Genomic DNA, 26,866 nt, shown 5'->3' on the forward strand with positions numbered 1-26,866 from the left:
CTGGATTCAACGGGGTTGTGGGGTCTTGTGGGTGTGCGGCGACTGCGGTGTCGCCGCACCGGTGTGCGTGCATCGGGAGCGGCCCTCAGGGGGCCGCGGTGACACGGAACCGCGTGAACGTGGCGGCGCCGGCATGACCCGCGCCCGCCGGGGCGAGCGCGAAGAGCCCGAGCAGGGCGCCGACCCAGCGCCAGGGCGTGGCGGCGAAGACCTGTCCCGAGGACTTTCGGCCGTCGCCCACGTCGTACGAGAAGCGGCAGCGCGCGCCCGCGCCGATCTCGATCCACAGCCGGGCGCGCCCGTCGGGTGCCACCCGGGAGTGCGCGGCGTCGCGCTCGTACTCGGCGGCCGGCTCGGCGAACCGGTGCACGAGCCGCACCGATCCGTCGGTCTCCCGCTGGAGCCCGATCCAGCCGAACGCCTCCCCGAGCACGGCGAGTCCGGCCCGGGCGCCCGGCTCCTCGCTGTCGAGCCGCAGCCCGACCTCGACGCCGGCGGCGGCGCCGGGCAGCCGCTGGGTGAGCACGTGCGGCAGTCTGCGCAGGTCGTGCGCGTCGGCCGTGCGCACACAGCTCAGCCGCAGCCCGTCCCCGGAGTGCTGGGTGGCCCAGCCGTCCTGCGGGTTGGCGGTCCACTGCCACTGGCGCCCGAAGCGGCCCCCCGGGAAGTCGTCGTCCGTGGCGGGCGCGGACAACGGCTGCGGCGGCAGAGCGGGCTTTGGGTGCACGGCGACCGGCGTTCCCCCGGCACCGATCACCGGCCAGGATCCGCCGGCCGGTGTGCCGTCCTCCTCCCAGCGCATCGGCTGGAGGTGGACGACCCGCCCGTAGGGGCCGCGCTGCTGGAAGTGCACGAACCAGTCCTCGCCGCCGCCGGTGCGCACCCAGCCGCCCTGGTGCGGGCCGTTGACGTCGGTGTCGCCCTGCTCCAGGACGACTCGCTCCTCGTACGGTCCGAAGAAGTCGCGTGAGCGGAAGACGCCCTGCCAGCCGGTCTCCACTCCCCCGGCGGGCGCGAAGATCCAGAACCAGCCGTCGTGCCGGTAGAGCTTCGGGCCTTCGAGGGTGAACCAGCCGGGGATCCGGTCGGCGTCGACGACGGCCTTCCCCTCGTCGAGCAGGCCCGTGCCGTCGGGGCGCATGCGGTGGCCCGTGAGCCTGTTCTTGATGCCCGAACGGGACTTGGCCCAGGCGTGCACGAGATAGGCCTCGCCGCTCTCCTCGTCCCACAGCGGACAGGCGTCGATCAGCCCCTTGCCCTCCTCGACCAGGTGCGGGCGGGTCCAAGGGCCCCGGATCCCTGGGGCGTTGACCTGGAAGACGCCGTGGTCGGGGTCGCCCCAGAAGATCCAGAAGCGGTCGTCGTGGTGCCGCAGCGACGGGGCCCACACCCCGCAGTCGTGCCGGGGGGTGCGGAAGCCCGCCGCGGGCTCCAGGCGGGGCAGGGCGTGTCCGACGAGCGTCCAGTTGACCAGGTCGCGGGAGTGCAGCAGCGGCAGGCCAGGAGCACGGCCGAAGCTGGAGGCGGTGAGGTAGAAGTCGTCGCCGACCCGCAGGATGTCGGGGTCGGACCAGTCGGCGTCCAGGACGGGGTTGCGGTAGGTTCCGTCGCCGAGGTCGGCGGAGGGCAGGGCCATCAGGGACTCACCACCTTGCGGACGAGCGCGGCGGCCTCGGCCCGGTCGAGCCGGCCGTCGGCGACGACGGTGACGATCCGCCGCACGACCGTGTCACCGGCGGCGACGGGCAGCCGCTCCTCGTGGGCGAGCGAGGAACCCACCGCCGGGTACTCGGCGGTGCGCACGAACCACGGGTCGTGGCGCGTCGCCGTGGTGGCGCCGGCGAAGACGAGCGTCCAGGTGGCGCCCGCGAGGGCGAGCCAGTCGGCGCGCCGGCCGTGCACCGCGGTCACGCCCTCGGCGTCGGCGGTGAACACCCGTGGCGCCTCGGCCTCCTTGCGGGCGCGCCAGAAGAAGCCCCCGTAGGCCGCGCCGGGCCGCCCGTTGGTGGCCGGGCTGCCGATGGACAGCGTGCCCCGGGTGGTGTTCGTCAGCGAGAAGGTGAAGTCCAGCGCCCAGGCCGACCCGGTCAGTCCGGTGGTCGCCACCGTGCGCCGCTCGCGCAGCAGTTCGCCGCCCGCGGCCACCCAGCGCAGCTCCTCCACGAAGCCGTCGAAGTCGCGCAGCTGGAAGGCGGTGTGCCGCTGAGCGCCGTGGTTGTCGAGTTCGGTGGGGCCCCGGTCACGGACATAGGTGCGCCCGCCCCAGAAGTTGTGCCCCTCGACGTCGGGTACGGCGACACCGACGCCGAGGTGGTGTGCGTGGTCGGCGGGGCTCAGCTCGGTGACGGCGGTGCCGGCCAGCGTGGTGACGGGGTGCAGGTACGGGCGCGGCGACAGCCGGGCGGGCAGTGCGGGCCGGGTGAGATAGCGGCCGACGGGGCGGCCCGCCACGCGCAGGACCAGCGACTCCTCGTTCATCCGGTGCTCACCTCCTTCGGCGGCGCCCAGACGGCGCCCAGCTCGGCGTAGAGGGCGAGGGTGTCGGCGGCCGCCGCGACCAGGCCGTCGACGCCGTGCACGACCCGGCGGTTCTCGCCGGGCACCCGGGTCCAGCTGTCCTCGGGCAGGGCGCGGGGATCGGGCGCCTGCCGAATCGCTTCGACGACCTTCATGAAGGCACCCGTCGACTCGGGTGTGACCAGCAGGTCCGTGCCGTCCCTCAGATGGGCGACCAGGTTCTCCAGCAGGTCCGTCCGGCCGAAGTCGGTCTCCGCGGGGCCGTACCCGGAGCGCTGCACGAGAACGCGGTCCTGCTTGTACCAGAAGGTGATCCGCCCGGCGCTGCCGTGCACCACGACGTACGGTTCGTCGGGGCGTTCGGCGCACAGGGTCGCGGCCACGGTGATCAGGCCGCCGGCCGTGGTGACGCGCACGCACGAGGTGTCGTCGGACTCGATGTCGTTGGCGCGCAGCAGCTCGGTCTCGATCCCGGTGACGTCCTCGGCGCGGGTGGCGCCGCCGAGGGCGAGCGCCGTGGCGACGGCGTGGGCGAGGGGGTTCGTCAGCACGCCGTCGACGACGTCCACGCCGTCCAGGCGGCGCTTGCCCGCCCACGGCGCACGCCGGTAGTACGCCTCGTCCCGTGCCCACGCTCCGGCCCCGCCGATCCCGAGCACCCGGCCGATCGCACCCTCGGCGATCAGTTCCCGGACGGCGGGCACGGCGTGCGAGCCGAGCGACTGGAAGCCGATCTGGCAGGCGACGCCGGCCGCGGCGACCCCGTCGGCCATCCTGCGGAACTCCGCGTACGAGGGGGCCGGCGGCTTCTCCAGCAGCAGGTGCACGCCCTTGCCCGCGGCGGTGAGCGCCAGGTCGGTGTGGGTGGGGATGGGCGTGCAGATCACGGCGATCGCCGCGCGGGTGGAGTCGAGCAGGGCGCCGAAGTCGGCGGACTGCTGGACCTGCCGGCCGTCCAGCTCCGCGTCCGTGAGCGGGGTCAGCTCGCAGATGCCGGCGAGCCGTACGAGGCCCTCGTCCTGAAGACGGCGGATGTTGCGCAGGTGCCAGTCGCCGTGGCCGCGGGCGCCCGCGAGGACGACGGGCAGCGGCAGGTCCCGGGCGGGCGGGCTCGTCGGCCCGCCCGCGGCGGGCGCCGGAGGCTGGTGGCTCATCCCTTCACCGCCCCCGCGCTGAATCCCGTGATCAGCCACTTCTGGATGAAGGCGAAGACGATGACGACGGGGACGGCGGCGATGATTCCGCCGGCGGCGAGCGCGCCGAGGTCGACACTGTCCGAGCTCATCAGGGTGTTGAGGCCGACCGGGATGGTCTGCTTGCCCTGGTCGCTGAGGAACATCAGGGCGAACAGGAAGTGGTTCCAGGCGTGCACGAAGGCGAAGGAGCCGACAGCGATCAGTCCGGGCCGCAGCAGCGGGAGCACGACGATCCGGAAGGCCTTGAAGCGGTCGCAGCCGTCGACCCAGGCGGCCTCCTCCAGGGAGTACGGCACGTTCCTGATGAACCCGCTGATGAGGATCATCGACAGCGGCAGCTGGAAGACCGTCTCGGCGATGACGACGCTGCCCAGCGAGTTGATCATCTGGAGCTTGGCGAAGATCTGGAAGAGCGGCACGAGGAGCAGCGCCCCCGGCACGAACTGGGAGCACAGCAGCGCCAGCATGAAGCCGCGCTTGATCCTGAAGTCGAAGCGGGCGAGCGCGTATCCACCGGCGAGGGCCACGACGGTCGTCAGTACCAGGGTGGCGAGCGCGATGAGCACGCTGTTCTGGAAGTAGGTCCCGAAGCTGCGCTCGGTCCACACCTTGTCGAAGTGGTCGAAGGTCATGGGCCACGGCACGAGCGAGGTGGAGCCGGCCGGGCGGAGCGCGAACAGCAGGATCCAGTAGAAGGGGACCAGGGTGAAGAGCAGGTAGACCGACAGCGGGAAGTAGATCTGCCAGCGGGGCACCTCGTCCCAGGCCCGCCTCGTCCTCCATGCGGTCGGCCGGGGTTCCTCGGCCGCCGGTGCGGGTGCGGCCGGAGCGATCGTCCCGGCGTCCTTGGTGATCACTTGTCCCCGCCTCCGAACTTGCTCAGTCGCAGGTAGACGATCGAGCAGAAGAGCAGAATCACGAACGCGACCGTGGTCAGGGCCGACGCGTAGCCGAAGTTGTGGGCGTCGACACTGGTGTTCGCGATGTAGAGCGGCAGTGTCGTCGTCTCGCCCGCGGGGCCTCCGCCGGTCAGGGTGTAGAGCAGGTCGACGTTGTTGAACTCCCACACCGCGCGCAGCAGTGTGGACAGGACGATGGCGTCCTTGAGGTGCGGCAGTGTGATGTGCAGGAACTGCCGGACCCGGCCCGCGCCGTCGACCTCGGCTGCCTCGTACAGATCCTTGGAGACGGACTGGAGGTCGGCGAGGATGAGGATCGCGAAGAACGGCACGCCGCGCCACAGATCGGCGACCACGGCGGCCGGGAAGACGGTGGAGGTGTCGGAGAGCCAGCTGGTGCCGTACTGTCCGATGCCCGCGTCCGCGAGGTAACGGGTGATGCCCGTCTGGGAGTTGTAGAGCAGCACCCAGATCGCGGAGGTCAGCACGCCCGAGACGGCCCACGGTGAGAAGACCAGCGCGCGGCCGACCGCCCGTCCCACGAAGGTCTGGTTGACGATCAGCGCGAGCGCGAGTCCGAACAGCAGCTGGAGACCCACCTCGACGACGACCCACTTGGCGCTGAAGGTCAGCGTGTCCCAGAACTGGGGGTCGTCGGTGAAGGCGTGCACGAAGTTGTCGAAGCCCGCGTAGCCGTTGCGCCAGGGCTTGGTGGGGTTGTAGTTCTGCAGGCTGTAGTAGAAGACGCTGATGACGGGGTAGGCGATGAAGCCCAGCATCAGCAGCGCCGCCGGGGCGATCAGCAGATACGGGAGCCTGTGCGGCGTCGCGGAGGCACGGCGTCGCCGGGCCGGCGCGGGCGGTTTCGCCACGGCTGCGGCTTGGGCCATGACTGTTCTCCGTTCGCTTGCGGTGGGTCTGTCCGGTAGGTGCGACCGGTCGTTCACGGACTGTGCAGGAAGCGCTTGCTGCGGGCGTCTGGCTGAAGCGCTTCGCGGATCTCGTTCGGGATGTCGGCCGCGCGGACGTGCGGTCCGGGGACCCGGGGTGCGGATCGGAGACCCCGGGTGCGGATCGGGGACCCCGTATGCGGGGGCGGGCAACCCCGCCCCCGGCTCGGGGTCACCCGGCGTACGGGTCCGGCACCTTCCCCGGCCTGGCCAGGAACTCGAAGTCGCAGCCGGTGTCGGCCTGCGTGATCTGGTCGTTGTAGAGCGCGCCGTAGCCGCGCTCGTACCGGGCGGGCGGCGGCGTCCACCGCGCCCTGCGGTTCTCCAGCTCCTCGTCGTCCACGTGGAGCCGAAGGGTGCGGGCCTCGACGTCGAGGGTGATCGTGTCACCGCTGCGCACCAGGGCGAGCGGCCCGCCGACGTACGACTCGGGCGCCACGTGCAGCACGCACGCGCCGTAACTGGTGCCGCTCATCCGGGCGTCGGAGATCCGCACCATGTCCCGGACACCCCGCTTCAGCAGGTGGTCGGGGATGGGCAGCATTCCGTACTCGGGCATGCCGGGGCCGCCCTTGGGGCCGGCGTTGCGCAGCACCAGCACGCTGTCGGCCGTGATGCCGAGCCCGGGGTCGTTGATGGTGCGCTGCATGGTCCGGTAGTCGTCGAACACGACCGCGGGACCGGTGTGCTTGAGCAGGTGCGGTTCGGCGGCGATGTGCTTGATGACGGCGCCGTCGGGGCAGAGGTTGCCGCGCAGGACGGCGACCCCGCCCTCCGACGCGACCGGGTTGTCGCGGGTGCGGATGACGTCGTCGTTGTGCACGCGTGCGCCGTCGAGCTGTTCGCGCATGCTGTCGTACGACACGGTCGGCCGGTCGAGGTGCAGCAGGTCGGTGATCCGTGACAGGAACCCGGGCAGGCCGCCGGCGAAGTGGAAGTCCTCCATCAGGTACTTCCGTCCGCCGGGCCGGACGTCGGCGAGCACCGGTACGCTCCGCGCGATGCGGTCGAAGTCGTCGAGAGTGAGGGGAACCCCGGCCCGTCCGGCCATGGCGATCAGATGGATCACGGCGTTGGTGGAGCCGCCGAGTCCGAGGACGGTGCTCACCGCGTCCGCAAAGGCTTCGGCCGTCAGGATGTCGGACAACTTGCGGTCCTTGCGGACGAGTTCGACGATCCTGAGCCCGGACGCGGCGGCCATCCGGTCGTGTCCGGAGTCGACGGCTGGGATGCTCGACGCACCGGGCACGGTGACGCCGAGGGCCTCGGCGGCAGCAGTGAGCGTGGACGCCGTCCCCATGGTCATGCAGTGCCCCGGCGACCTGGCGAGCCCGCTCTCCAGTTCGCTCATCTCGCAGTCCCCGATGAGCCCGGCACGCTTGTCGTCCCAGTACTTCCACATGTCCGTGCCGGACCCGAGGACCTCGTCGCGCCAGTGCCCGGGGAGCATCGGCCCGGCGGGCACGAACACGGTCGGCAGGTCGACGGATGCCGCGCCCATCAGCAGGGCGGGGGTCGATTTGTCGCAGCCTCCCATCAGTACCGCGCCGTCGACCGGGTACGACCGCAGCAGCTCCTCGGTCTCCATCGCGAGCATGTTGCGGTAGAGCATCGGGGTCGGCTTCTGGAAGGTCTCGCTGAGCGTCGACACCGGGAATTCGAGCGGGAACCCGCCGGCCTGCCACACTCCGCGCTTCACGGCCTGCGCGCGGTCACGCAGGTGCACGTGGCAGGGGTTGATGTCGCTCCAGGTGTTGAGGATCGCGACGACCGGCTTGCCGAGGTGCTCCTCGGGCAGATAGCCGAGCTGCCGCGTCCGGGCCCGGTGGCTGAACGAGCGGAGCCCGTCCGTGCCGTACCACTGGTGGCTTCTGAGGTCTTCCTGGCGCTTCATATGGACCACCTCGCGGCGATGGCCGCCACTTCCGCGCGCTCGGGTCCGGACAGCGGCTCGCTCGGCGGGCGGACGTCACGACGGCACAGGCCGAGCGAGGCCAGCGCCTCCTTGACCACGGTGACGTTGTTCGCCGAGCCGTTGGCCGCGCGCAGCTCCTCGAAGCGGCGGATCTGTTCCCAGACCTTCATGGCGGCCGGATAGTCCCCGGACCGAAGCGCCTCGATCATGTTCAGGGAGACCGCCGGGGCGACGTTGACGAGCCCCGAGGTGAAGCCGGTGGCACCGGCAGAGAAGTACGAGGGCGCGTAGGGCTCGGCGAGTCCGGCCACCCAGACGAAGCGTTCGAGTCCGGCGTCCCGCGCGAAGGCGGCGAAGCGCGCGGCGTCCGGCACGGCGTACTTCACCCCGACGACGTTCGGGCAGACGTCGGCGAGTTCGGCCAGGCGCGCGCCCTCCAGCAGCGGGTTGCGGAGGTAGGGGACGACGCCCAGCTCGGGCACGGCCTCGGCGATGGCCCGGTGGTAGTCGACCCAGCCGCCCTCCGAGACGTACGGGTGCACCGGCTGATGGACCATCACCATCTGGGCGCCGAGCTCCCGTGCGTGCCGCGCCGAGGCGATCGCGGTGGGCACGTCGTGTCCGACGCCGACGAGGACGGTGGCCCGGTCCCCCGCCTCCTCGACGGTCAGCTCGGTGACGAGTTGCCGCTCCTCGGGCGTCAGCGCGTAGAACTCCCCCGTGTTGCCGTTCGGTGTCAGGGTTCTGACTCCGCCGTCGAGCAGTCGGCGCAGCAGGGCCCGGTGAGTGTCGCGGTCGATCGTGCCGTCCTCGGCGAACGGGGTCACGGGGATCGCCACGACCTCGGCGAGCGCCGCCCGCTGGGTCTCGTACGTCGCAGTCATTCCTGTCCATCCTCTTCCTGGCCCTGGGGGAAGGCCCGTTGCACGAACGACGCGATGTGGGCGTGCAGCGCCCCCGCCGCGCCGTCGGCGTCACCGTCGAGGGCGAGCCGCAGGATCTCCCGGTGCTCGCCGGCCTCGCGCTCCCAGGACGGGTTCGCGGCCCAGGCGACCGTGGAGACCAGGGCTGCCTGGTCGCGCACCTCGTCGAGCATCCGGCCGAGCAGCGGATTGCCGCAGGGCACGTACAGGGCGCGATGGAACTCCCGGTTGGCGAGCGAGCGTTCCGCGGTGTCGGCGGCCTCGTCGGCGCGGGTCAGCGCGTCCCGCGCGGCGTCGAGGGAGGCCCCGCGGCGCACCGCCCGGCGCAGCGCCTCCGGTTCGAGGAGCAACCGCACGTCGTACACCTCGCGCGCCATGTCCGCATCCACCATGCGCACCGTGACGCCCTTGTACTGGCTCATCACGACAAGACCGGTACCGGCCAGCGTCTTGAGCGCCTCACGCACCGGTGTCTTCGACACCCCGAACTGCGCGGCGAGATCGGTCTCGACCAGAGCCTGTCCGGGCGTCAACTGCCCGGTGAGGATGCGATGTTTGATCCCCTCCAGCACGAATTGCGTGCGGGACGGTATCGGGGTGGGCACAGAGGTCATGCGCGCCTCTCGGATCTCACGTGTCGGATCGCGTGTATCGGATCTCGCGTATCGCGTCTCATATATGACGTACGAAGTACGACGCGATGAAGGTAAGAGCGGTGCCGTGTTTCGTCAACGCTTCGGACAAAAGAAGTCGGGGTGACCGGCGGCCATGGGGGCGGTGCCCGGCGAGTCGGGGTGCGTGGCGCACGAGCTGTTCAGGAGTGCGCGTCCGGGCCGGACACGCCGCTGCGCAGGAGGTATTCGGGTGCACATCCGGCCGGACTCGCCGGTACACACGGGCTGTCCAGGCGCATGCCCCCACCGAACTCACCGGTACACACGGGCTGTTCAGGTGCACGCACCGCCACCGGACTCACCGGCGCGCACGGGCTGTTCAGGGGTGCGCCCCCACCGAACTCACCGGTACGCACGGGCTGTTCAGGGGTGCGCCCCGAGGCGGGAGCGGCCGGTGCGCGGTCAGAAGGCTCGGGTGCCGCCCTCGCGGGCGGTCGCGGTCCGGCCGCCGAAGGCGTCCGCCGCGCGCGCCGTCGCCGTCTGCGGCGTCAGCGTCGGCCCCACGTGGGTGACCAGCAACTCGCCGACCCCGGCCCGTCGGGCGACCGCGCCGGCGTCCTCCGGCGTGAGGTGCACCGGGCGTTCGCTTTCGCCATGCCGGTCGACGTCCGCCTCGCACAGGAACAGGTCCGCCCCGGAGGCGAGTTCGTCGAGCGCTGGGCACGGCCCGCTGTCTCCGGAATAGGCGAGGACACTGCCGCCGCACTCGGCCCGCAGCCCGTAGGCCTCGACGTCGTGCACGACGGCCCTGGTCCGCAGCACCAGTTCGCCCACGCGCTCCTCGTGACCGTCGTACAGGGGCCTGAAGTCGAACACCCCGGCCATGAAGCCGGTATCGGGCTGCCCGAAGAAGCCGGCGAGCCGCCGTGCGAGCTCCGGGGGCCCGTACACGGGCAGGGGCGCGGGAAGGGTGAGCCCTCCGTGGGCGAACCCGTACAGCGCGGCCGTCAGGTCGGCGTAGTGATCGGCGTGCAGATGCGAGACCCATATCGCGTCCAGCCGCGTGGGATCCGTGTGCTCCTGCAACGCGGCGAAGGTCCCGGTCCCCGCGTCGACCCACACCTCGGCGCCCCCGCCCCGCAGCAGATGGCCGGAACAGGGACGGCCGGGCTGCGGGTGCGGAGAGGCGGTGCCGAGAACCGTGAGAGCGATGGCCATGCGGGGAGCGTACGCGCGGGCCGCGTTTCGGGGCCCGGCATTTCCACCGGGCCCGCCGCACGTGGGCGTGCTACGCCTTCCAGCCGGGGTCGCGGCCGCTCAGCCCGAGCACCCGGTCGAGGAGCGGCGCGTCGTCGGGCACCGGCACCACGGGACCGAAGATGCCCCCGCCCCTGCTCGGATCCTCGGCAGCGGCGGCGAGGAACCCGTACGACGCCTGGAGGGCGACGGGGTCCGGCTCGTACGCCTGGCCGGTGGCGCGGGCGAGGTCCCAGCCGTGCACCACCAGTTCGTCGGCGGCGACGGCGGCGGCCACCGCGCCCGGCAGCGGCACTCCGCCCGCCCGGGTCTCGCCCGTCCAGGCCGCCGGGTCCCGCCACGCCTCGGCCAGCTCGTCGAGCGCCTTCGGCAGGGTCTCCCGCCAGCCGGCCGCGATGTCCGGCAGCGAGGTGTCGGGGCTGGTGTCCGTCGTGGGACCCAGGTCCTTGCGGCCCGCGTCGCGGAAGGCCACGGACAGTCCGGCCAGATGTCCCAGCATGGTGTGCACCGGGTATCGCGGACAGGGCGTCTCGTTGTCGAGCTGCCCGTCCATCACGCCCTCCGCGAGCCGCGCCACGATCAGGGCCTGCGGCCCGAGGTCGAACATCTCGACGCTCATCCACTTCTCCTCAGCATTCGTGTCCACTGACGGGTGGACCGGAGTCGCGCCCGAAACTCATCGGCCGCCCGCCGGCCCGGCCCGCGCAGGCCGGACCCTAGGGCGATCGCCCGATCCCCGGGCAGCCGCCTTAGAACCACGATCACCGACCATGACATGGACAGTGACCCGAGTGCTGAGCGACCGCAACGCGGCGCTGTACCTCACCGGAGCGGTGATCTCCGGTTTCGGATCGTCGGCGATGTGGCTGGTCTGCGGCATCTGGGTCAAGGACCTGACCGGCTCGGACGGCCTGGCGGCCCTGTGCGTCTTCACGCTGTGGGCCCCGACGCTGATCGGTCCCGCGCTCGGCACCCTTGCGGACCGCGCCCGCCGCGGACCGCTCCTGATCACCTCGAACCTGGCCCTCGCCGCGCTGCTGCCCCTGCTGCTCACCGTGGACGCGCCGGACCGCCTGTGGGTCCTGTTCGCGGTGCTCCTGGTCTACGGCGCGACGGGGGTCGTGCAGGACGCGGCCGAGTCCGCCCTGCTCGCCTCCGCGGTCGGCACCCCGCTCCTCGGCGACTTCAACGGTCTGCGCATGGCGGTCAACGAGGGCACGAAGCTGGTCGCCCCGCTCACCGGGGCCGGCCTGTACGCGGCGTACGGGGGCGCGCCGGTCGCGCTGCTGGACGCGGTGACGTTCGCCGCGGCGGCCGGCGTGTTCGCGCTGCTGCGCGTCCGTGAGACCCCGCCGCCCAGGGGGACGACGGAGGGGTGGCCGGCCCGCACCGCGATGGGCGCGCGTGCCCTGTGGCGCCACGGCGACCTGCGGACCCTGGTCCTGGCCGGGGGCACGACCATGCTCTTCGCGGGGCTGAACGGCGCGACGGTCTACGCCGTGGCCGAAGGGCTGGGGCACTCCCCCGCGTACGTGGGTGTGCTGTACGTCGCCCAGGGCGTCGGGTCCGTCGCCGTCGGGCCGGCCTCCGGACCGCTCCTGCGCCGTCTGGGCGAACGGCGGTTCGCCGGGTACGGGATCGCGCTCACCGCCGTCGCGGTCGCGCTGCGCGCGGTCCCCTCCGACGCCGTGGTGCTCGGCTCGTGCGTCGCCGTCGGTGTCGGACTGCCGTGCGTCCTGGTCGCGGCGTACACCGCCATCCAGCGGGAGACTCCCGGTCATCTGCTCGGCCGTGTCACCGCGACGGCGGGCACACTGCTGTACGCGCCCAACGCCGTGGGGCTGGCCGTCGGTGCGGGGCTGGTCGAGCTGGTCGGCCATCGGGTGCTGCTGGTGGCGCTGGGGGTCGCCCGTCTGGTCACGGTGGGGCCGTTGCTGCGCAGGTCCGGGGCGTCGGTGCCGGGGTAGGACCGGGTGGCTCGCCCCCTGCCCGCCCCGTCACCCCGGGGGCTGCCAACCCCACAGCCCCCGCTCCGGCTGCCCGGGCGGCCTCGCCCTCGAACGCCGGATGCCTGCGGCGCCGGCCGCTAGATCAGCCCCGCCAGGGCCTCCCGTACCGCGGCCAGGTCCGCGTCCGACGCCAGCCCGGCGTGGTAGAGGCGGAGTTCGGTCGCGCCCAGCGCCGCCGCCCGCTCCGCGTCCGCCGCGAGCGTCGCCGGGTGTCCGCCCATCCCCGACACGACGGTGAAGTTGGCGGCCAGCACGCTCTCCCGGCCGGCCGGGCGGGCCTCGGCGAAGGGGGTGAGCAGCCCCGCGCCGCCGGTGCACGGGACGACCACCCCGTCCGCCACGGACAGCACGCGTGCGGGATCGACACCGGCGTTCGCGCCGCAGTGGTAGGACACCGGATCCGCGTGCAACAGCACCTGGAACCCGTCCGGCGCCGCGGCCCGCACCGCCGCGACCGCCGCCTCCTGGAGTTCCCCGGCGACCGCGTCACGCCACGCGCGCGTGCCCGCCGCCGCCTCCGCTCCGAGCAGCTTCTCGACCCCGGCCCAGCCACCGTCCGGCGGCGCGCCGCGCCACACCGCGTCCAGCGCCTCCCGTACGGCGGTCGCAAGCCGCCGTGCGTCGAGGCCCCGTCCGGCGTAGCCGTCGAGGCATGCCGGGCAGAAGCACAGCGACATGAGGTACTGGCCGGCGTCGCCGAGCGCCACCCCGCCGATCTTGTCGTGTGCGTGCAGGTGGGCCAGCCCGTACCAGCCGAGCGACTCCAGCTCCGTACCCTGCGCTCCGGGGCGCACGGCGGCCTCCGCGGCGAGGTCGACGAGGTAGGCCCGCGTCGCGGGCTGCGCGATACACGGTGCCCAGGGGTAGCGGTCGCCGTACGCGTTGACCACGGACGTCGACGGATGGTCCGCTCCCATGCGGGAGTTGTGCGCGAGGACCACCCATGTGTGGACCTCCAGGCCGGCTCCGGCGAGCTCGGCGGCAGCCGCCCCGAACGCGTCCCCGGGCGCCCAGTCGCCGGCCGCGTACGGCCGCGGGATGCGCCCCTGCCAGCGCGCATCGTCCGCCGGGTACAGCACGGCCGCGTGCGAGGCGGTGACGACGCGGTGCCGGGGATGCCGGGGCGTCAGGGCCCGCGTGGAGTGGTAGGCGGAGGCGAGCGTGACCTGCCGGACGCCGAGTCCGGCCGTGCGCGCGGCGGCCTCCGGGTCTCCGTTGACGTCCCACGGGTAGAGGAACGCGGACGTCTTCACAGGCCCTCCTCCAGCAGCGCGTGGCCGCGTTCGATCAGCTGTGCCAGTTGCTTGACGTGGTCCTCGGCCGGTTCGTGCAGGGGCGGCCGCACCTCGCCCACGTCCAGGCCCCGCAGCCGTACGCCCGCCTTGACGAGCGCGACGGCGTAGCCGCGGCCCAGGGCCCGCAGGTCGACGAAGGGGCGGTAGAAGCCGTCGAGCAGCCGGTTCGCCGTCTCGTCGTCCCCGGTGTTCAGCGCGCGGTGGAAGGCCTGCGCGATCTCGGGGGCGAAGCAGAACACCGCGGACGAGTAGAGCGTGATGCCGACGCCCCGGTAGGCGAGCCCGGTCAGCTCCGCGGTCGGCAGTCCGTTGAAGTACAGGAAGTTCCCCGGGGCCTCACTGCGCACGGCACTCACGATGCGCTGCATCAGGTCGAGGTCGCCGAGCCCGTCCTTGAAGCCGACGATGCCGTCCGTGCGGGCCAGTTCGACCACGGTCTCCGGCGTGAAGACGGCGTTGTCGCGCTGGTAGACGACGATGTCGAGCGAGGTGGCGGCGGCGATCTCCCGGTAGTGCCGCAGCAGTCCCTCCTGGCCGGCCACGACGAGGTACGGCGGCATGGCGAGCAGCCCGTCGGCCCCGGCGGCCTCCGCCAGGCGCGCGTAGCGGACGGCCAGCGCGGTCCCGTATCCGGCGCCCGCGACGACGGGCACGCGTCCCGCGGCCGCTTCCACCGCCGCCCGCACGCACGCCTCGAACTCCTCCGGCGTGAGCGCGTGGAACTCACCCGTGCCGCAGCAGGCGAAGACGGCCGCCGCTCCGGCCTCGACACCGCGCCGCACGTGTTCGCGGTAGACGTCGAGGTCGACGGAGCCGTCGGGGCCGTACGCGGTGACGGGGAAGAACAACGGCCCGCTCGGGATACTCAGTCGAGCGGCGAGAGGGGCTGAGGTCACGGGCTCTCCCTAGACAAGTGCTCACCGGTGCACGTTTCTGATCCACGTCTATATTTCTGAACACGCCCACGCTAATTCGCGACCTCAGGACGGGTCAAGCGCGCAAACCCGCAACACCGCAGCGGATTCACCACCTCCGCGCGACACTTGACGGAGCAGGTCGGCGCTCCCTAGCGTGTCCATGGATGTGAATGTCGTACATGGATACGGCCGCCCGCCGTGGCACATCGCCCCGCACCGAGGAGACACCCGCATGCCCGCTCCCCGCACCGTTCTGCTCACCGGCGCCGCCGGCGGACTCGGCACCCTGATGCGGGGACTGCTGCCGGACTACGGCTACGAGCTGCGCCTCCTCGACCTGCTGCCCGTCGAGGGCGAACCCGACGCGATCACCGCGGACCTCTCCGACCGAGCGGCGCTGCGCGAGGCGGTCCGGGGCGTCGACGCGATCATCCACCTCGCGGGCATCTCCCTGGAAGCCTCCTTCGACAAGATCCTCAAGGCGAACATCGAGGGGACGTACAACCTGTACGAAGCGGCGCGCGAGGAGGGCGTACGCCGGATCGTGTTCGCCTCCTCCAACCACGCGGTGGGATTCACCCCGCGCCCGCAGGGCGAGGACCCGCTCATCCCGATCGACACCCCGCGCCGCCCCGACACCTTCTACGGACTGTCCAAGTCGTTCGGCGAGGACCTCGCGCAGCTCTACTGGGACAGGCACGGTCTGGAGACCGTCTCGGTGCGGATCGGCTCCTGCTTCGCCGAGCCGACGAGCGTGCGCATGCTCTCCGTCTGGATGAGTCCCGAGGACGGGGCCCGCCTCTTCCACGCGGCACTGACCGCCGAGGACGTACGGCACACCGTCGTCTACGGCTCGTCCGCCAACACCCGCCTGTGGTGGGACCTGTCGACCGCGCGGGCACTGGGCTACGAGCCGCGGGACGACTCCGAACGGTACGCGGAGAAGCTGATCGCCGAGCAGGGCGAGCTCGATCCGGACAACCCGGACCACGCCCACCTGGGCGGCCACTTCACCACCCGCCCGCCGATCTGGCCGCACTGACGGCGGCCCGGCACAGCGGCACAGGACGACGACCCGGGAGCGGGCGGGCACCGAACGGGCCCGCCCGCTCCCGCGTTCGGGCACGCACCCTGCCCGTTCCCCCCTCCGCCCCCGCTCCGCACCAGGTCCGCCGCGGGCAGCCGTCACGCGAAACGGGCACGACCGGGCATCATCGGGCACGCAACAAGCCTGGTCAGTGGCGAGAACCCGCTGTAGAACTTGCCTCAAGGGCCCACCGGGCCCGAACGGGCAGTGTGCGACGGTGCGCGAGAGAGCGGGTGACGGCCATGACGGCGATGACGGCGGAGGAACGGCAGCGCCAGATCGTCCGGGCCGCACGCCGTGCGGGCTCGGTCGACGTCACCGCACTCGCCGCCGAACTGGGCGTCGCCAAGGAGACCGTACGGCGCGATCTGCGCACCCTGGAGGACCACGGTCTGGTGCGCCGCACCCACGGCGGCGCCTATCCCGTGGAGAGCGCCGGCTTCGAGACCACGCTCGCCTTCCGCACCACGAGCCATGTGCCCGAGAAGCGCCGGATCGCGGCCGCGGCGGCCGAGCTGCTCGGGGACGCCGAGACCGTGTTCGTCGACGAGGGCTTCACCCCGCAGCTCATCGCCGAGGCACTGCCCAGGGACCGGCCGCTGACGGTGGTCACCGCGTCCCTGGCCACGGCCGGCGCGCTCGCCGAGGCGGACCACACCAGCGTCCTGCTGCTCGGCGGCCGGGTCCGTCCCGGGACGCTCGCGACCGTGGACCACTGGACGACGAAGATGCTCGCCGGCTTCGTCATCGACCTCGCCTACATCGGCGCGAACGGCATCTCCCGCGAGCACGGCCTCACCACCCCCGACCCGGCGGTCAGCGAGGTCAAGGCCCAGGCGATCCGGGCCTCCCGGCGCACCGTCTTCGCGGGCGTGCACACCAAGTTCGGCGCGGTCAGCTTCTGCCGGTTCGCCGACGTCACCGCCCTGGAGGCGATCGTCACCAGCACGCTGCTCCCGGCGCCCGAGGCGCACCGCTACTCCCTGCAAGGCCCCCAGGTCATCCGAGTCTGAGAACCCAACTCACCCGCTCTCCCTCACCTCCCTAACCCTCACCACATCCAGAAACCCAACCGACCCTCCCCAGGGGCCCGCCGCGCCCGGTCGCGCCCTTTATCTCCCTATACGTCCAGGAGTGATCCATGCGAACCCCGAGCCGACGGAGGCCGCGCGCGCTGCTCGCCGCGGTCGCCGCAGGGACGCTGCTCACCCCGCTGCTCTCCGGCTGCTGGACCGGGGCCGGCGGCGCGGGCTCCGGAGGCGACTCCATCAACGTCCTGATGGTCAACAACCCTCAGATGGTGGAGCTCCAGAAGCTCACCAAGGCGCACTTCACCGAAGAGACCGGCATCAAGGTGAACTTCACCGTGCTGCCGGAGAACGACGTGCGCGACAAGATCAGCCAGGACTTCGCCAACCAGGCGGGCCAGTACGACGTCGCCACGCTGAGCAACTACGAGATACCGATCTATGCCAGGAACGGCTGGCTGCACGAGATGGACTCGTACGTGCGCGACGACGGCACCTACGACGAGCAGGACATCCTGAAGCCGATGCGGCAGTCCCTGACGGCCGACGACGGCAGGCTCTACGGCCAGCCGTTCTACGGCGAGTCGTCCTTCCTGATGTACCGCAAGGACGTGTTCGTGAGGAAGGGGCTCACGATGCCCGCGCACCCCACCTGGAAACAGGTGGGCGAACTGGCCGCACAGGCCGACGGCGCGGAGTCGGGCATGAAGGGCATCTGTCTGCGCGGCCTGCCCGGCTGGGGCGAGCTGATGGCCCCCCTCACCACGGTCGTGAACACCTTCGGCGGCACCTGGTTCGACAAGGACTGGAAGGCGCGCCTCGACTCCCCCGAGTTCGTGAAGGCGACCAAGTTCTATGTGGACCTCGTCCGCGAGCACGGCGAGTCCGGCGCGGCCCAGTCCGGATTCGCCGAGTGCCTCAACAACATGACGCAGGGCAAGACGGCCATGTGGTACGACGCCACGTCGGCCGCCGGCCTGCTGGAGGCGGCCGACTCCCCGGTCAAGGGCAAGCTCGGCTACGTCCCGGCTCCGGTCGAGAAGACCGACTCCTCCGGCTGGCTCTACACCTGGGCCTGGGGCATGCAGAAGGCCTCCCACAACTCGGACAAGGCCTGGAAGTTCATCTCCTGGGCGTCCAGCAAGCAGTACGAGCAGCTGGTCGGGGACACCGCCGGCTGGTCCGACGTCCCGGCGGGCAAGCGCGCCTCGACCTACACGAACGCCGCCTACCGCAAGGAGGCCGCCGCCTTCCAGGACATGACCCGCGAGGCCATCGAAGGGGCCCGGCCGCACGACCCCGGGGTGCAGCCGCGCCCAGCGCCCGGCATCCAGTTCGTCGGCATCCCCGAGTTCACCGACCTCGGCACCAAGGTCTCGCAGGAGATCAGCGCGGCCATCGCCGGACGCCAGTCCGTCGACTCGGCCCTGAGCAAGTCCCAGAAGCTCGCCGAGAAGATCTCCAAGGAGTACGAGGGACGATGACCGCCACGACGACGGCCCCCGTGGCCGCGACTCCCGTACGCACCCTGCGCAGGCCGTCCTCCCGGCTGCGCGCCTGGGCCACCCGCGCCCCGCTGCTGCCCGCCCTGATCTTCATGATCGCCGTGACCCAGCTGCCCTTCGTGGCCACGCTGGTGATCTCCTTCTTCGACTGGAACGCCCTCTACCCGAAGGCCCGGCACTTCACCGGCCTCGGCAACTACTCCGACGTCCTGACCGACGCCGACCTGCGGCACTCGGTCTGGACGACGATCGTGCTGACCGTCACCGTGGTGCTGGTCAGCCTGGTCGTGGGCCTCGGCCTCGCCCTGCTCCTGGACCGCAGGTTCCGGGGCCGCGGCATCGTCCGCACCCTGTTGATCGCGCCCTTCCTGGTGGTCCCGGTGGCGGCGGCACTGCTCTGGAAACACGTGCTCTACAACCCCGAGTACGGCCTGCTCAACGGTCTCCTGCACATCGTGGGCGGCCCCCAGCCGGACTGGATCTCGGACAACCCGCTGCCGGCGGTCGAGGCCTCCCTGGTCTGGCAGTGGACGCCGTTCATGATGCTGATCCTGCTGGCCGGGCTGCAGAGCCGCGACCATCAGCAGATCGAGGCCGCGCGGGTGGACGGCGCGAGCGACTGGCAGATCTTCCGCCACCTCACCCTTCCCCACCTGCGCCGCTATCTCGAACTGGGCGCGCTCCTGGGGTCGATCTACATCGTCCAGAACTTCGACGCGGTCTTCACCCTCACCTCCGGCGGCCTGGGCACCGCGAACCTGCCCTACACCGTCTACCAGAGCTTCTACCAGGCCCACGAGAACGGCCTCGCGTCGGCCGCGGGCGTCCTGGTCGTCATCGGCTCGATCATCATCGCGACCTTCGCCCTGCGCGTGGTGTCGTCCCTGTTCCGCGAGGAGGTGTCCCGCGCATGAGCGCCACCGCCGTACCCGTACGATCCCGCCGCACCCGCGGTCCCCGCCGCACCGTCCGCGCCCGGGGTGCGGGCCTGGGCCTGGTGGCCTGGCTGGCCGGAGTCGTCTTCTTCCTGCCCATCGCCTGGATGGCCCTGACGTCCTTCCACTCGGAGTCCGACGCCGCGACCAACCCGCCCTCCCTGGGCGCCGCACTCACCCTGGACGGCTACCGCGAGTTCTTCGGCACCGGAGGCGGTGCGAGCCCGTGGCCCGCGCTGGTCAACTCCACGGTGGCGTCGGTGGTCTCCACCCTCTGCGTCCTGCTGCTGGCCCTGCCGGCCGCGTACGCGCTGTCGATCCGGCCGGTGCGGAAGTGGACCGACGTCCTGTTCTTCTTCCTGTCGACGAAGATGCTGCCGGTGGTCGCGGGCCTCCTGCCGATCTACCTCTTCGCGAAGAACACCGGGATGCTGGACAACATCTGGCTCCTGGTCGTCCTCTACACCTCCATGAACCTGCCGATCGCGGTGTGGATGATGCAGTCCTTCCTCGCCGAGGTGCCGGTCGCGGTGATCGAGGCCGCGCAGATCGACGGCGCCAGGCTGCCGACGGTCCTGGCCCGCGTGGTCGCCCCGATCGCCCTGCCCGGCATCGCCGCGACGGCACTCATCTGCTTCATCTTCAGCTGGAACGAGCTGCTCTTCGCCCGGGTGCTCACGGGGGTTGTCGCACAGACCGCGCCCGTCTTCCTGACCGGCTTCATCACCAGCCAGGGGCTGTTCCTGGCGAAGGTGTGCGCCGCGTCGCTCGTCATCTCCCTGCCGGTGCTCGCCGCGGGGTTCGCCGCCCAGGACAAGCTGGTCCAGGGCCTGTCGTTGGGAGCCGTGAAATGAAGGCCGCCGTCATCGAGTCCGTGGGCAAGGCCGTCGTCGCCGAGGTCCCGGACCCGACGCCAGGCCCCCGCGAGGTCGTCGTCGAGGTCGCCGCCTGCGGCCTGTGCGGCACCGACCTGCACATCCTCCAGGGCGAGTTCGCGCCCGAACTGCCCATCGTGCCCGGCCACGAATTCGCGGGCGAGGTGGTCGGTGTGGGCAACCGGGTCACGGAGCTCGCGGTCGGCGACCGGGTGGCGGTGGACCCCTCCCTGTACTGCTACGAGTGCCGGTACTGCCGCACGGGCCACAACAACCTGTGCGAGCGGTGGGCGGCGATCGGCGTCACGACGGCGGGCGGCGCCGCCCAGTACGCGGTGGCACCCGTGGCCAACTGCGTGAAGCTGCCCGGGCACGTCCGCACCGAGGACGCCGCCCTGGTCGAGCCGCTCTCCTGCGCGGTCCGCGGCTACGACGTGCTGAACGCCCGTCTCGGCGCCCATGTGCTCGTCTACGGCTCCGGCACGATGGGCCTGATGATGCTGGAGCTCGCCAAGCGCACGGGCGCGGCGAGCGTGGACGTGGTGGACGTGAACCCGCAACGGCTGGCCACGGCCCGGCAGCTGGGCGTGTCGGCGGCCGCGGCGGGGGCCGACGAACTGGACCGCCCGCAGGGCTGGGACGTGGTGATCGACGCGACGGGCAACGCGGCGGCGATCCAGGACGGCCTGGACCGGGTGGCGAAGGCGGGCACCTTCCTCCAGTTCGGCGTGGCCGACTACGCGACCCGGGTCACCATCGATCCCTACCGCATCTACAACCAGGAGATCACCGTCACCGGGTCGATGGCGGTGCTGCACAGCTTCGAACGGGCCGCGGAACTGTTCGCCACGGGGGTGCTCGATCCGGACGTGTTCATCAGCGACCGGCTGCCGCTGACGAGCTACCCGCAGGCGCTGGAGCAGTTCGCGAAGGGTGTGGGGCGCAAGATCGTCGTGGTTCCGTAGCCGCCCTGGGGTGGATGCGGGCGGTCCGGTCCCGGAGCGGTACGAAGGGTCCGGACCCGTGCGGTGCGAGGCGCAGCGGGGTGGACGGACGCGGCCGGAAACGGACCGCTCCGCACGCGCTCGGACGAGGCCGGCGGGACCGACGGAACCGACAGGGACTGACAGGACGGATGGGCCCGACAGGACTGACCAGGTGGGAGCCGACGGGACTCACGGAGTGGACGGGACCGACGGGACTCACGGGACCGACGAGGTCACTGGAATCATTCCTTGGGTAAGGGAACGGTAAAGCGGCCCCGCTCGTTATCCCCGGCATGACAGCTATGACCCCCGGCTCGAACATCCCTCTCCCCGTCTCCCGCGTGACGGTGGACGTCACCGCCCCGGTGCGGCTCGACGTTTCGGGCCTGCTGCTCACCGCCGACGGCAAGGTGCGCTCCGACGACGACTTCATCTTCTACAACCAGCCCGCGGGCCCCGGTGTGACCTATCGCTCCGGCGGCGGCACCGCCCCGGACGCGATCACGGTCGACACGACGGCGCTCCCCCCGGGCATCGAGAAGATCGTCGTCACCGCCAGCCCGGACGCGGCGGGCCAGACCTTCCAGGGCATCGAGCCCACCGCCACCGTGCGCAACGCGGACGACAACGGGGTCCTGGCCACCTTCACCCCGCCCCGTCTGGGCACGGAGACGGCCCTGGTGGTCATCGAGATCTACCTGCGCAACGGCGCCTGGAAGGCCCGGGCCGTCGGCCAGGGCTATGCGAACGGCCTGGCGGGCATCGCCACCGACTTCGGCGTGACCGTGGAGGAGCCGGCACCGGCCCCCGCGCAGCCCCTCGCCCCGCCGCCCGCGCCGCCCGTCACGCCGCCGGCCTCGCCGCTGGACCCGCGGACGGCCGCCGTCCCGCCCGGCCCGGCCTCTCCCCCGGCTCCGCCCGCCACCCCGCCCGGCACCGGGAAGATCAACCTCGACAAGGGCCGGGTCAGCCTCCAGAAGAACCAGACCGTCTCCCTGGTCAAGGGCGGTCGTCCGCTCCTCTCCCAGGTGAAGATGGGCCTCGGCTGGGAGCCCGCGTACCGCGGCAAGGACATCGACCTGGACGCCTCGGTCATCGCGTACGGTCCCCAGCGCAACCACATCGACAGCTGCTACTTCGGCAAGCTCTCCATCGTGAACGGCGCGATCAAGCACTCCGGCGACAACCTCACGGGCGAGGGCGGGGGCGACGACGAGGTGATCGTCGTGGACCTCGGCCGCCTGCCCCAGGAGGTCACCGGCCTGGTCTTCACGGTGAACTCCTTCTCCGGCCAGAAGTTCACCGAGGTCGCCAAGGCCTACTGCCGTCTCCTCGACGCCGCCACCGGCGAGGAGCTGGTCCGCTTCGACCTCACCAACGCCGAGGCCCAGACCGGCGTCATGATGGCCAAGCTGATCAAGCAGTTCTCCGGCGAGTGGGAGATGACGGCCATGGGCGACTTCGTCAAGTCCCGCACGGTCCGCGGCATGGTGAAGCCGGCGGCCCAGGCGCTCTGACCCCCGCCGGACCCGCCCCCGGGGACGGCGCACGGGGGCCGGGTCCGGCACACGTCGCGGACGGCGGTGGTGACGTCAGGTCGCCACCGCCGTGCCATGTGTTCTGCTCGCCCCGGCCGTGAGCCGGTGCCGCCCGCCCCCTCCAGGGACGCAGGGCCTCCGTCAGGGACGCAGGCCCTCCGTCAGCAGGGACAGATAGCGCCGGATGTGCTTGCCCTCGCCGTTCGCCAGCTCCGACGCCGTGGCCACGCCGTGGGCCAGGCGCAGGATGTCGATCGGCTCCACGTCCGCGCGCAGGGTGCCCTCCCGCTGGGCCGCGCCGACCAGACGGGCCGCGGCCCCTTTCACCGAGTTGCCGCAGGCCGTGACCACGGCGGAGCTGCCGTCGGTGACCGCCGATCCCAGGAGCGCCTTGAGGCCGCGGACCTGGATCATGCCGTCGCTCAGTTCGTTCAGCCACTCCACCAGCGCCGCGCCGGGCGGGAGTTCGGCGGCGAGAGCGTCGGCGCGGGCCGCGATCTCCTCGATGCGGTCGACGTACACGGCCTCCAACAGCGCCTGCCGGTTGGGGAAGTGCCGGTACAGCGTCCCGGACCCGACGCCGGCGCGTTTGGCGATGTCGTCGAGGGACGCGCCCTCCCCGTGCTCGGCGAAGGCGAGCGCGGCCTCCTTCAGGAGTCGCTCGTAGTTCCGCCGCGCGTCCGCCCGCATCGGCTTGACCTGCGCCATTCAGATACTCCTTGCCAACCGGGGACTGTCTCCGTATCTTAACGAGGACTAAACGGAGATAGTCCCCGCTTACCTTCGCGGGCGGTCGGTGCTGCCCGCACGCATCCGTCGGGGACAAGAGACAGGGAGCATCCCATGTCCACCCCGTCCGCACCGTCCACCACTGCCGACGCACCCTCCGCGTCATCCGGAACCGCCGGGCTCGGCCCCGCCCTGCTCGTCATCGTCACCGCGTATCTGATGGTCGGCGTCGACTCCACCGTCGTCAACGTCGCCCTGCCCGACATCCAGACGGACCTGCGCTTCACCCCGACCGGCCTGTCCTGGGTCCTGAACGCCTACACCCTCGCCTTCGGCGGTCTGCTCCTCCTCGGCGGCCGGGTCGGCGACATCGCGGGACGCCGCCGCACACTCACCACCGGCGTGCTCCTCTTCGCCGCCTCCTCCCTGCTCGGCGGACTCGCCGCCGAGAGCGGCTGGCTGCTCGCCGCCCGCGCGCTCCAGGGCGTCGGCGCCGCCCTCATCGCTCCGAGCACCCTCGCCCTGATCACCACGAACTTCCCGGACGGCCCCCGCCGCCACCACGCCCTCGGCGTCTACTCCTCCATGGCGGGCATCGGCGCCTCGGTCGGGCTGGTCCTCGGCGGCATGCTCACCTCCTGGGCCTCCTGGCGCTGGGCCCTGCTCATCAATGTGCCCATCGGCCTCACGGTGGCCCTCGCCCTCCCCCGCTTCGCGGCCGAGACCCCCCGCCACGCGGGCCGGTTCGACGCGGCGGGAGCGCTCACCGGCACGGCCGGGACGACCTCCCTCGTCTACGCGTTCATCCGGGTGTCGGACCAGGGCTGGGGCGACGCGCAGGCACAGCTCGGCTTCGGCGTCGCGGCGGCCCTGCTCGCGGGCTTCACCCTGATCGAGGCGCGCGCGCAGCAGCCCATCATGCCGCTGCGCCTGTTCGCCGACCGCGACCGGGCGGGCGGCTACGCGGGCGTCCTGCTGCTGCCCGCGGGCATGTTCGGCGCGTTCTACTTCCTCACCCTGTTCAGCCAGCGGGTGCTGGAGTACAGCCCGCTGCGCGCGGGTTTCGCCTTCCTGCCCATGACACTGGCGATGTTCACGACCGTGCGGTGCGTGCCACGGCTGCTCCAGCGCCTCGGCGCCAAGCCGGTGCTGCTCACCGGCATGGCCCTGCTCGTCGCCGCGGGCGCCTGGCTGTGGCGGCTGGCACCGGGCGACGGCTACCTGGCGGGGCTGCTCGGCCCGCTGCTGCTGCTCGGCGTGGGTGTCGGCCTGAGCTTCATGCCCCTGAACGCGACCATCCTCGCGCGCGTCGAGCCCCGCGAGGCGGGTGCCGCCTCCGGCCTGCTCCAGACCCTTCAGTGGCTCGGCGGCACCCTCGGGCTCTCCGTCCTGGTCACGGTGTTCGGCACGGCGACCCGGCACACGACCGGCTCCCCGGCCGAGATCCTCACCGCGGGCGCGGCCCGCGCGTTCGGCATCGGATCGCTGATCGCGCTGGCCGCGCTGCTGGTGTCGGCGATCGTGATCAAGGGACGGCGGCGGGCCGGCTAGAAGAGCGCGCTGTACGCGTTCAGGGCCGGCTGCCCGCCGAGGTGGGCGTAGAGCACGGTGGAGTCCCGGCCCAGCTCGCCGCGCGCGACGAGGTCGATCATCCCGGCCATCGACTTCCCCTCGTGGACGGGGTCGGTGACCATGCCCTCGGTCCGCGCGGCGAGCCGCATCGCCTCCAGCGTCGTCTCGTCGGGGATCCCGTACGTGCCCGCGTGGTGACGCTCGTCGAGCTCGACGTCCGCCTCGTCGGGTTCCCTCCGTACGCCGATGAGCCGGGCGGTGTCGCGTGCGAGCCTCGCGATCTGTTCCCGGGTGCGGGCGGGCTCCGCCGACGCGTCGATCCCGAGGACGCCCGCGGCCTTCCGCCCGCCTCCTCCAGGGCGGCGACCCCGGCGACCATGCCCGCCCGGGTCGACCCGGTCACCGAGCACACCACCACGGTGTCGAAGAAGGTTCCCGGCTCCCGCTCCTGCTCCGCGGCAGGCCCCCCGGCCGTCACACCGCCCACGGCCAGTCGGCGTCCCGGGCGCTCTCCAGCAGCGGCACCATCCGGAAGGCCGCGTCCGACAGGCCTCCGAAGGTGTGCCGGCCGGGGCGCCCGGAGGGGCCGTGACCCGCCCGGTATCCGGCGAGGTTCCAGGTGTAGACCGGCACGTCGGCGGGGACCTGCTCGGTCGGGTCGCCGGAGTGGCTGTACGCGGCCTGCTCGTCGGTGACGATCAGGACCCGGTCGTGCTTCCTGTAGTGCTTGCGCACCGCCTCGCTCGTTTCGGTGCCGCCGAGGCTGCCGAAACGCTCCAGCACCTTGAGCACCGAGTCGCCCCTGCGGTACTTCACCCGGCTGCTCGTGGTGCCGAACTCGACCAGATCCGCGTCGGCCGCCCGCAGCGCGAGCGCCGTTCCGAAGATCGCCGCCGCGTCGGCCCGGTTGAGCCGCGAGCGGTCGGACATCTGCGAGTAGAACATCGACCCCGAGCGGTCCACGAGCACCAGCGTCCGGCCCGGCAGCGCGGGCACGTTCGCCAGCGAGTGACCGAGCGCCCGCTCCAGCGGGTACGACCAGCGCAGCGAGGGCGCGTGCCGGTACGCGGCGAGGTAGCGGAACGGGAACTGCCGCGAACGCGCCACCTCCGCCGGGTCGCTGATCCGCGCGGCGACCTGCTCGGCGACCTCGTCGGACACACCGGCCTCGTCGAAGTTGCGCAGGTTGCGCACCAGCGCCATCACACCCATGGACGGGATCACGGCCTCCCAGGCCACCTTGTCCATCGGCCCCTGGAGCCAGCCGGCCAGCGCCTCCCACGTGATGCCGGCGGCCGCGAGCCGCTGGGCTCCGTCGGGCGCCGTCACGACGGCACGCCGCTCGGCGACGGGCAGCGTCATCAGCTCGCGGTGTGCGGTCAGCACACGGTCCGACGCGGGCGGCACCGCCACGTCCGGGTTGTGCCGCCGGTCCAGCGCGTAGCGGAACAGCTCGCCCTGCCACGGCTTGTCCGGGTCCGGCGCCGCGTGCACCAGGTTGAGGATGTCGCCGAAGCGGTAGCCCTTGGACGCCGTGTCGTACTTCAGCAGCGACTTTCCGCTGTAGAGACGGCGTACGGCGTCGGCGACGCCGCGCTTCACGGGCTTGGGCACGTTGCGGCCGTACATGGCGGTCCAGTAGGCGAGCAGCTCGCCCGGCTCGTCCGGCCGGCGCAGCACGGAGGCCACGACCTGGCGGTTCGAGGGGCCGTCGGTGGCGCTCGCGTCCAGCCGTGCCTTCACGTACTCGGCGGCGCCCACGATCGAGGCGGTCCGCAGGTTGCCCTCGCCGCGCAGCCAGCCGAGCAGACCGGCGGTCCAGGCCGGGTCCTCCACGGCGAGCTGCCGCACGAGCCGTGCGAAACGGTCGTCGCGGTCCTCGGCCCGCTCGTAGAAGGTGTCCGCGGCGAAGTGGGACACCGCCAGCAGAAAGAGCTCGGAGCGCGCGTCACGCTCGCGGCCCCGGCCGCCCTCGTACGTACGCAGCACGCGGCCCGTGGAGGTGACCCGCGAGACGGGCTGCGCCCGCACGCCCTTGCGATTGAATCGCGTCATGATGAATTCCCCCGAATTCGTGGCTGTTTCGGAGGGAGGCGCAACAAAAGGAAGGTGACCGAGG

The 26,866-nt window shown here is 72.0% G+C and carries 23 protein-coding genes and 1 pseudogene; 9 read left to right on the forward strand and 15 right to left on the reverse strand.

Going from position 1 to position 26,866, the window contains the following annotated elements:
* Positions 1-85: 85 nt before the first annotated feature.
* The 10 genes from H305_RS0128045 to H305_RS0128090 form a co-directional block, all read right to left on the reverse strand.
* The gene (locus H305_RS0128045; protein ID WP_028803368.1) at positions 86-1,636 is read right to left on the reverse strand and encodes a glycoside hydrolase 43 family protein; all 1,551 of its coding nucleotides are present in this window, start codon (positions 1,634-1,636) and stop codon (positions 86-88) included.
* A complete protein-coding gene (locus tag H305_RS0128050) occupies positions 1,636-2,478 on the reverse strand; it encodes a PmoA family protein (protein ID WP_028803369.1) in 843 nt (280 codons plus the stop codon). Before H305_RS0128050 ends, H305_RS0128045 begins: the two co-directional genes overlap by 1 nt.
* Positions 2,475-3,671, reverse strand: coding sequence for a Gfo/Idh/MocA family protein (locus tag H305_RS0128055; RefSeq protein ID WP_078629280.1), 1,197 nt, complete (start codon positions 3,669-3,671; stop codon positions 2,475-2,477). Before H305_RS0128055 ends, H305_RS0128050 begins: the two co-directional genes overlap by 4 nt.
* On the reverse strand, positions 3,668-4,570 hold the full coding sequence (locus H305_RS0128060; RefSeq protein ID WP_028803371.1) for a carbohydrate ABC transporter permease: 903 nt from the start codon (positions 4,568-4,570) through the stop codon (positions 3,668-3,670). Before H305_RS0128060 ends, H305_RS0128055 begins: the two co-directional genes overlap by 4 nt.
* Positions 4,567-5,502 (reverse strand): carbohydrate ABC transporter permease, encoded by a 936-nt coding sequence (locus H305_RS0128065; RefSeq protein WP_028803372.1) that lies wholly within the window; start codon positions 5,500-5,502, stop codon positions 4,567-4,569. The genes H305_RS0128060 and H305_RS0128065 overlap by 4 nt, the downstream gene beginning before the upstream one ends.
* Positions 5,503-5,734: 232 nt before the next feature.
* A complete protein-coding gene (gene araD / locus H305_RS0128070; RefSeq protein ID WP_037765561.1) occupies positions 5,735-7,456 on the reverse strand; it encodes an L-arabinonate dehydratase in 1,722 nt (573 codons plus the stop codon).
* Complete coding sequence (locus H305_RS0128075) at positions 7,453-8,361, reverse strand: dihydrodipicolinate synthase family protein (protein WP_028803374.1); 909 nt, start codon at positions 8,359-8,361, stop codon at positions 7,453-7,455. The genes araD and H305_RS0128075 overlap by 4 nt, the downstream gene beginning before the upstream one ends.
* Positions 8,358-9,014: a GntR family transcriptional regulator gene (locus H305_RS0128080; protein ID WP_028803375.1), complete on the reverse strand. Its 657-nt coding sequence runs from the start codon at positions 9,012-9,014 to the stop codon at positions 8,358-8,360. Before H305_RS0128080 ends, H305_RS0128075 begins: the two co-directional genes overlap by 4 nt.
* Positions 9,015-9,476: 462 nt before the next feature.
* Positions 9,477-10,232, reverse strand: a complete 756-nt coding sequence (locus H305_RS0128085; protein ID WP_028803376.1) for an MBL fold metallo-hydrolase — start codon at positions 10,230-10,232, stop codon at positions 9,477-9,479.
* A gap of 70 nt (positions 10,233-10,302) precedes the next feature.
* Positions 10,303-10,890, reverse strand: a complete 588-nt coding sequence (locus tag H305_RS0128090) for a TIGR03086 family metal-binding protein (protein WP_028803377.1) — start codon at positions 10,888-10,890, stop codon at positions 10,303-10,305.
* Between the two features lie 151 nt (positions 10,891-11,041).
* On the opposite strand from H305_RS0128090, the gene H305_RS0128095 reads away from it, so the two are divergent.
* Positions 11,042-12,238 carry an MFS transporter gene (locus tag H305_RS0128095; protein WP_028803378.1) on the forward strand — a complete coding sequence of 399 codons (1,197 nt, stop codon included), beginning with the start codon at positions 11,042-11,044 and terminating at the stop codon, positions 12,236-12,238.
* A gap of 119 nt (positions 12,239-12,357) precedes the next feature.
* Here H305_RS0128095 and H305_RS0128100 read toward each other — a convergent pair whose 3' ends face one another.
* Together H305_RS0128100 and H305_RS0128105 are read right to left on the reverse strand one after the other, a co-directional pair.
* Positions 12,358-13,533, reverse strand: coding sequence for a hypothetical protein (locus tag H305_RS0128100; protein ID WP_028803379.1), 1,176 nt, complete (start codon positions 13,531-13,533; stop codon positions 12,358-12,360).
* Positions 13,530-14,471, reverse strand: coding sequence for a 5-dehydro-4-deoxyglucarate dehydratase (locus H305_RS0128105; protein WP_028803380.1), 942 nt, complete (start codon positions 14,469-14,471; stop codon positions 13,530-13,532). The genes H305_RS0128100 and H305_RS0128105 overlap by 4 nt, the downstream gene beginning before the upstream one ends.
* Positions 14,472-14,724: 253 nt before the next feature.
* Between H305_RS0128105 and H305_RS0128110 the strand changes: the two genes are divergently transcribed.
* The 7 genes from H305_RS0128110 to H305_RS0128140 all read left to right on the forward strand — a co-directional run bounded on the left by H305_RS0128110 (position 14,725) and on the right by H305_RS0128140 (position 22,425).
* Positions 14,725-15,534, forward strand: a complete 810-nt coding sequence (locus tag H305_RS0128110; protein ID WP_028803381.1) for an NAD-dependent epimerase/dehydratase family protein — start codon at positions 14,725-14,727, stop codon at positions 15,532-15,534.
* Positions 15,535-15,821: 287 nt separating this feature from the next.
* A complete protein-coding gene (locus H305_RS0128115) occupies positions 15,822-16,592 on the forward strand; it encodes a DeoR/GlpR family DNA-binding transcription regulator (RefSeq protein ID WP_028803382.1) in 771 nt (256 codons plus the stop codon).
* A gap of 128 nt (positions 16,593-16,720) precedes the next feature.
* The gene (locus tag H305_RS0128120) at positions 16,721-18,091 is read left to right on the forward strand and encodes an ABC transporter substrate-binding protein (RefSeq protein ID WP_028803383.1); all 1,371 of its coding nucleotides are present in this window, start codon (positions 16,721-16,723) and stop codon (positions 18,089-18,091) included.
* Positions 18,088-19,026 carry a carbohydrate ABC transporter permease gene (locus H305_RS0128125; protein ID WP_028803384.1) on the forward strand — a complete coding sequence of 313 codons (939 nt, stop codon included), beginning with the start codon at positions 18,088-18,090 and terminating at the stop codon, positions 19,024-19,026. Before H305_RS0128120 ends, H305_RS0128125 begins: the two co-directional genes overlap by 4 nt.
* Positions 19,023-19,901: a carbohydrate ABC transporter permease gene (locus tag H305_RS0128130; RefSeq protein ID WP_028803385.1), complete on the forward strand. Its 879-nt coding sequence runs from the start codon at positions 19,023-19,025 to the stop codon at positions 19,899-19,901. Before H305_RS0128125 ends, H305_RS0128130 begins: the two co-directional genes overlap by 4 nt.
* Positions 19,898-20,887, forward strand: coding sequence for a zinc-dependent alcohol dehydrogenase family protein (locus H305_RS0128135; protein ID WP_028803386.1), 990 nt, complete (start codon positions 19,898-19,900; stop codon positions 20,885-20,887). The genes H305_RS0128130 and H305_RS0128135 overlap by 4 nt, the downstream gene beginning before the upstream one ends.
* A gap of 323 nt (positions 20,888-21,210) precedes the next feature.
* The gene (locus tag H305_RS0128140) at positions 21,211-22,425 is read left to right on the forward strand and encodes a TerD family protein (RefSeq protein ID WP_028803387.1); all 1,215 of its coding nucleotides are present in this window, start codon (positions 21,211-21,213) and stop codon (positions 22,423-22,425) included.
* 162 nt (positions 22,426-22,587) lie between these two features.
* Here H305_RS0128140 and H305_RS0128145 read toward each other — a convergent pair whose 3' ends face one another.
* On the reverse strand, positions 22,588-23,154 hold the full coding sequence (locus H305_RS0128145) for a TetR/AcrR family transcriptional regulator (protein ID WP_028803388.1): 567 nt from the start codon (positions 23,152-23,154) through the stop codon (positions 22,588-22,590).
* A 135-nt stretch (positions 23,155-23,289) separates the two neighbouring features.
* Between H305_RS0128145 and H305_RS0128150 the strand changes: the two genes are divergently transcribed.
* Positions 23,290-24,726 carry an MFS transporter gene (locus H305_RS0128150; protein ID WP_028803389.1) on the forward strand — a complete coding sequence of 479 codons (1,437 nt, stop codon included), beginning with the start codon at positions 23,290-23,292 and terminating at the stop codon, positions 24,724-24,726.
* Here H305_RS0128150 and H305_RS47235 read toward each other — a convergent pair.
* Positions 24,723-25,270, reverse strand: a pseudogene (locus tag H305_RS47235) (pyridoxal-phosphate dependent enzyme); the annotation flags it as partial. The gene H305_RS0128150 and the pseudogene H305_RS47235 sit on opposite strands and share 4 nt — an antisense overlap.
* Positions 25,222-26,802 carry a TROVE domain-containing protein gene (locus H305_RS0128160; protein ID WP_028803390.1) on the reverse strand — a complete coding sequence of 527 codons (1,581 nt, stop codon included), beginning with the start codon at positions 26,800-26,802 and terminating at the stop codon, positions 25,222-25,224. The pseudogene H305_RS47235 and the gene H305_RS0128160, both read right to left, overlap by 49 nt.
* Positions 26,803-26,866: the final 64 nt, after the last annotated feature.

Origin of the sequence: Streptomyces sp. 142MFCol3.1 (assembly GCF_000424945.1) — a bacterium.
GTDB classification, from domain to species: domain Bacteria; phylum Actinomycetota; class Actinomycetes; order Streptomycetales; family Streptomycetaceae; genus Streptomyces; species Streptomyces siamensis.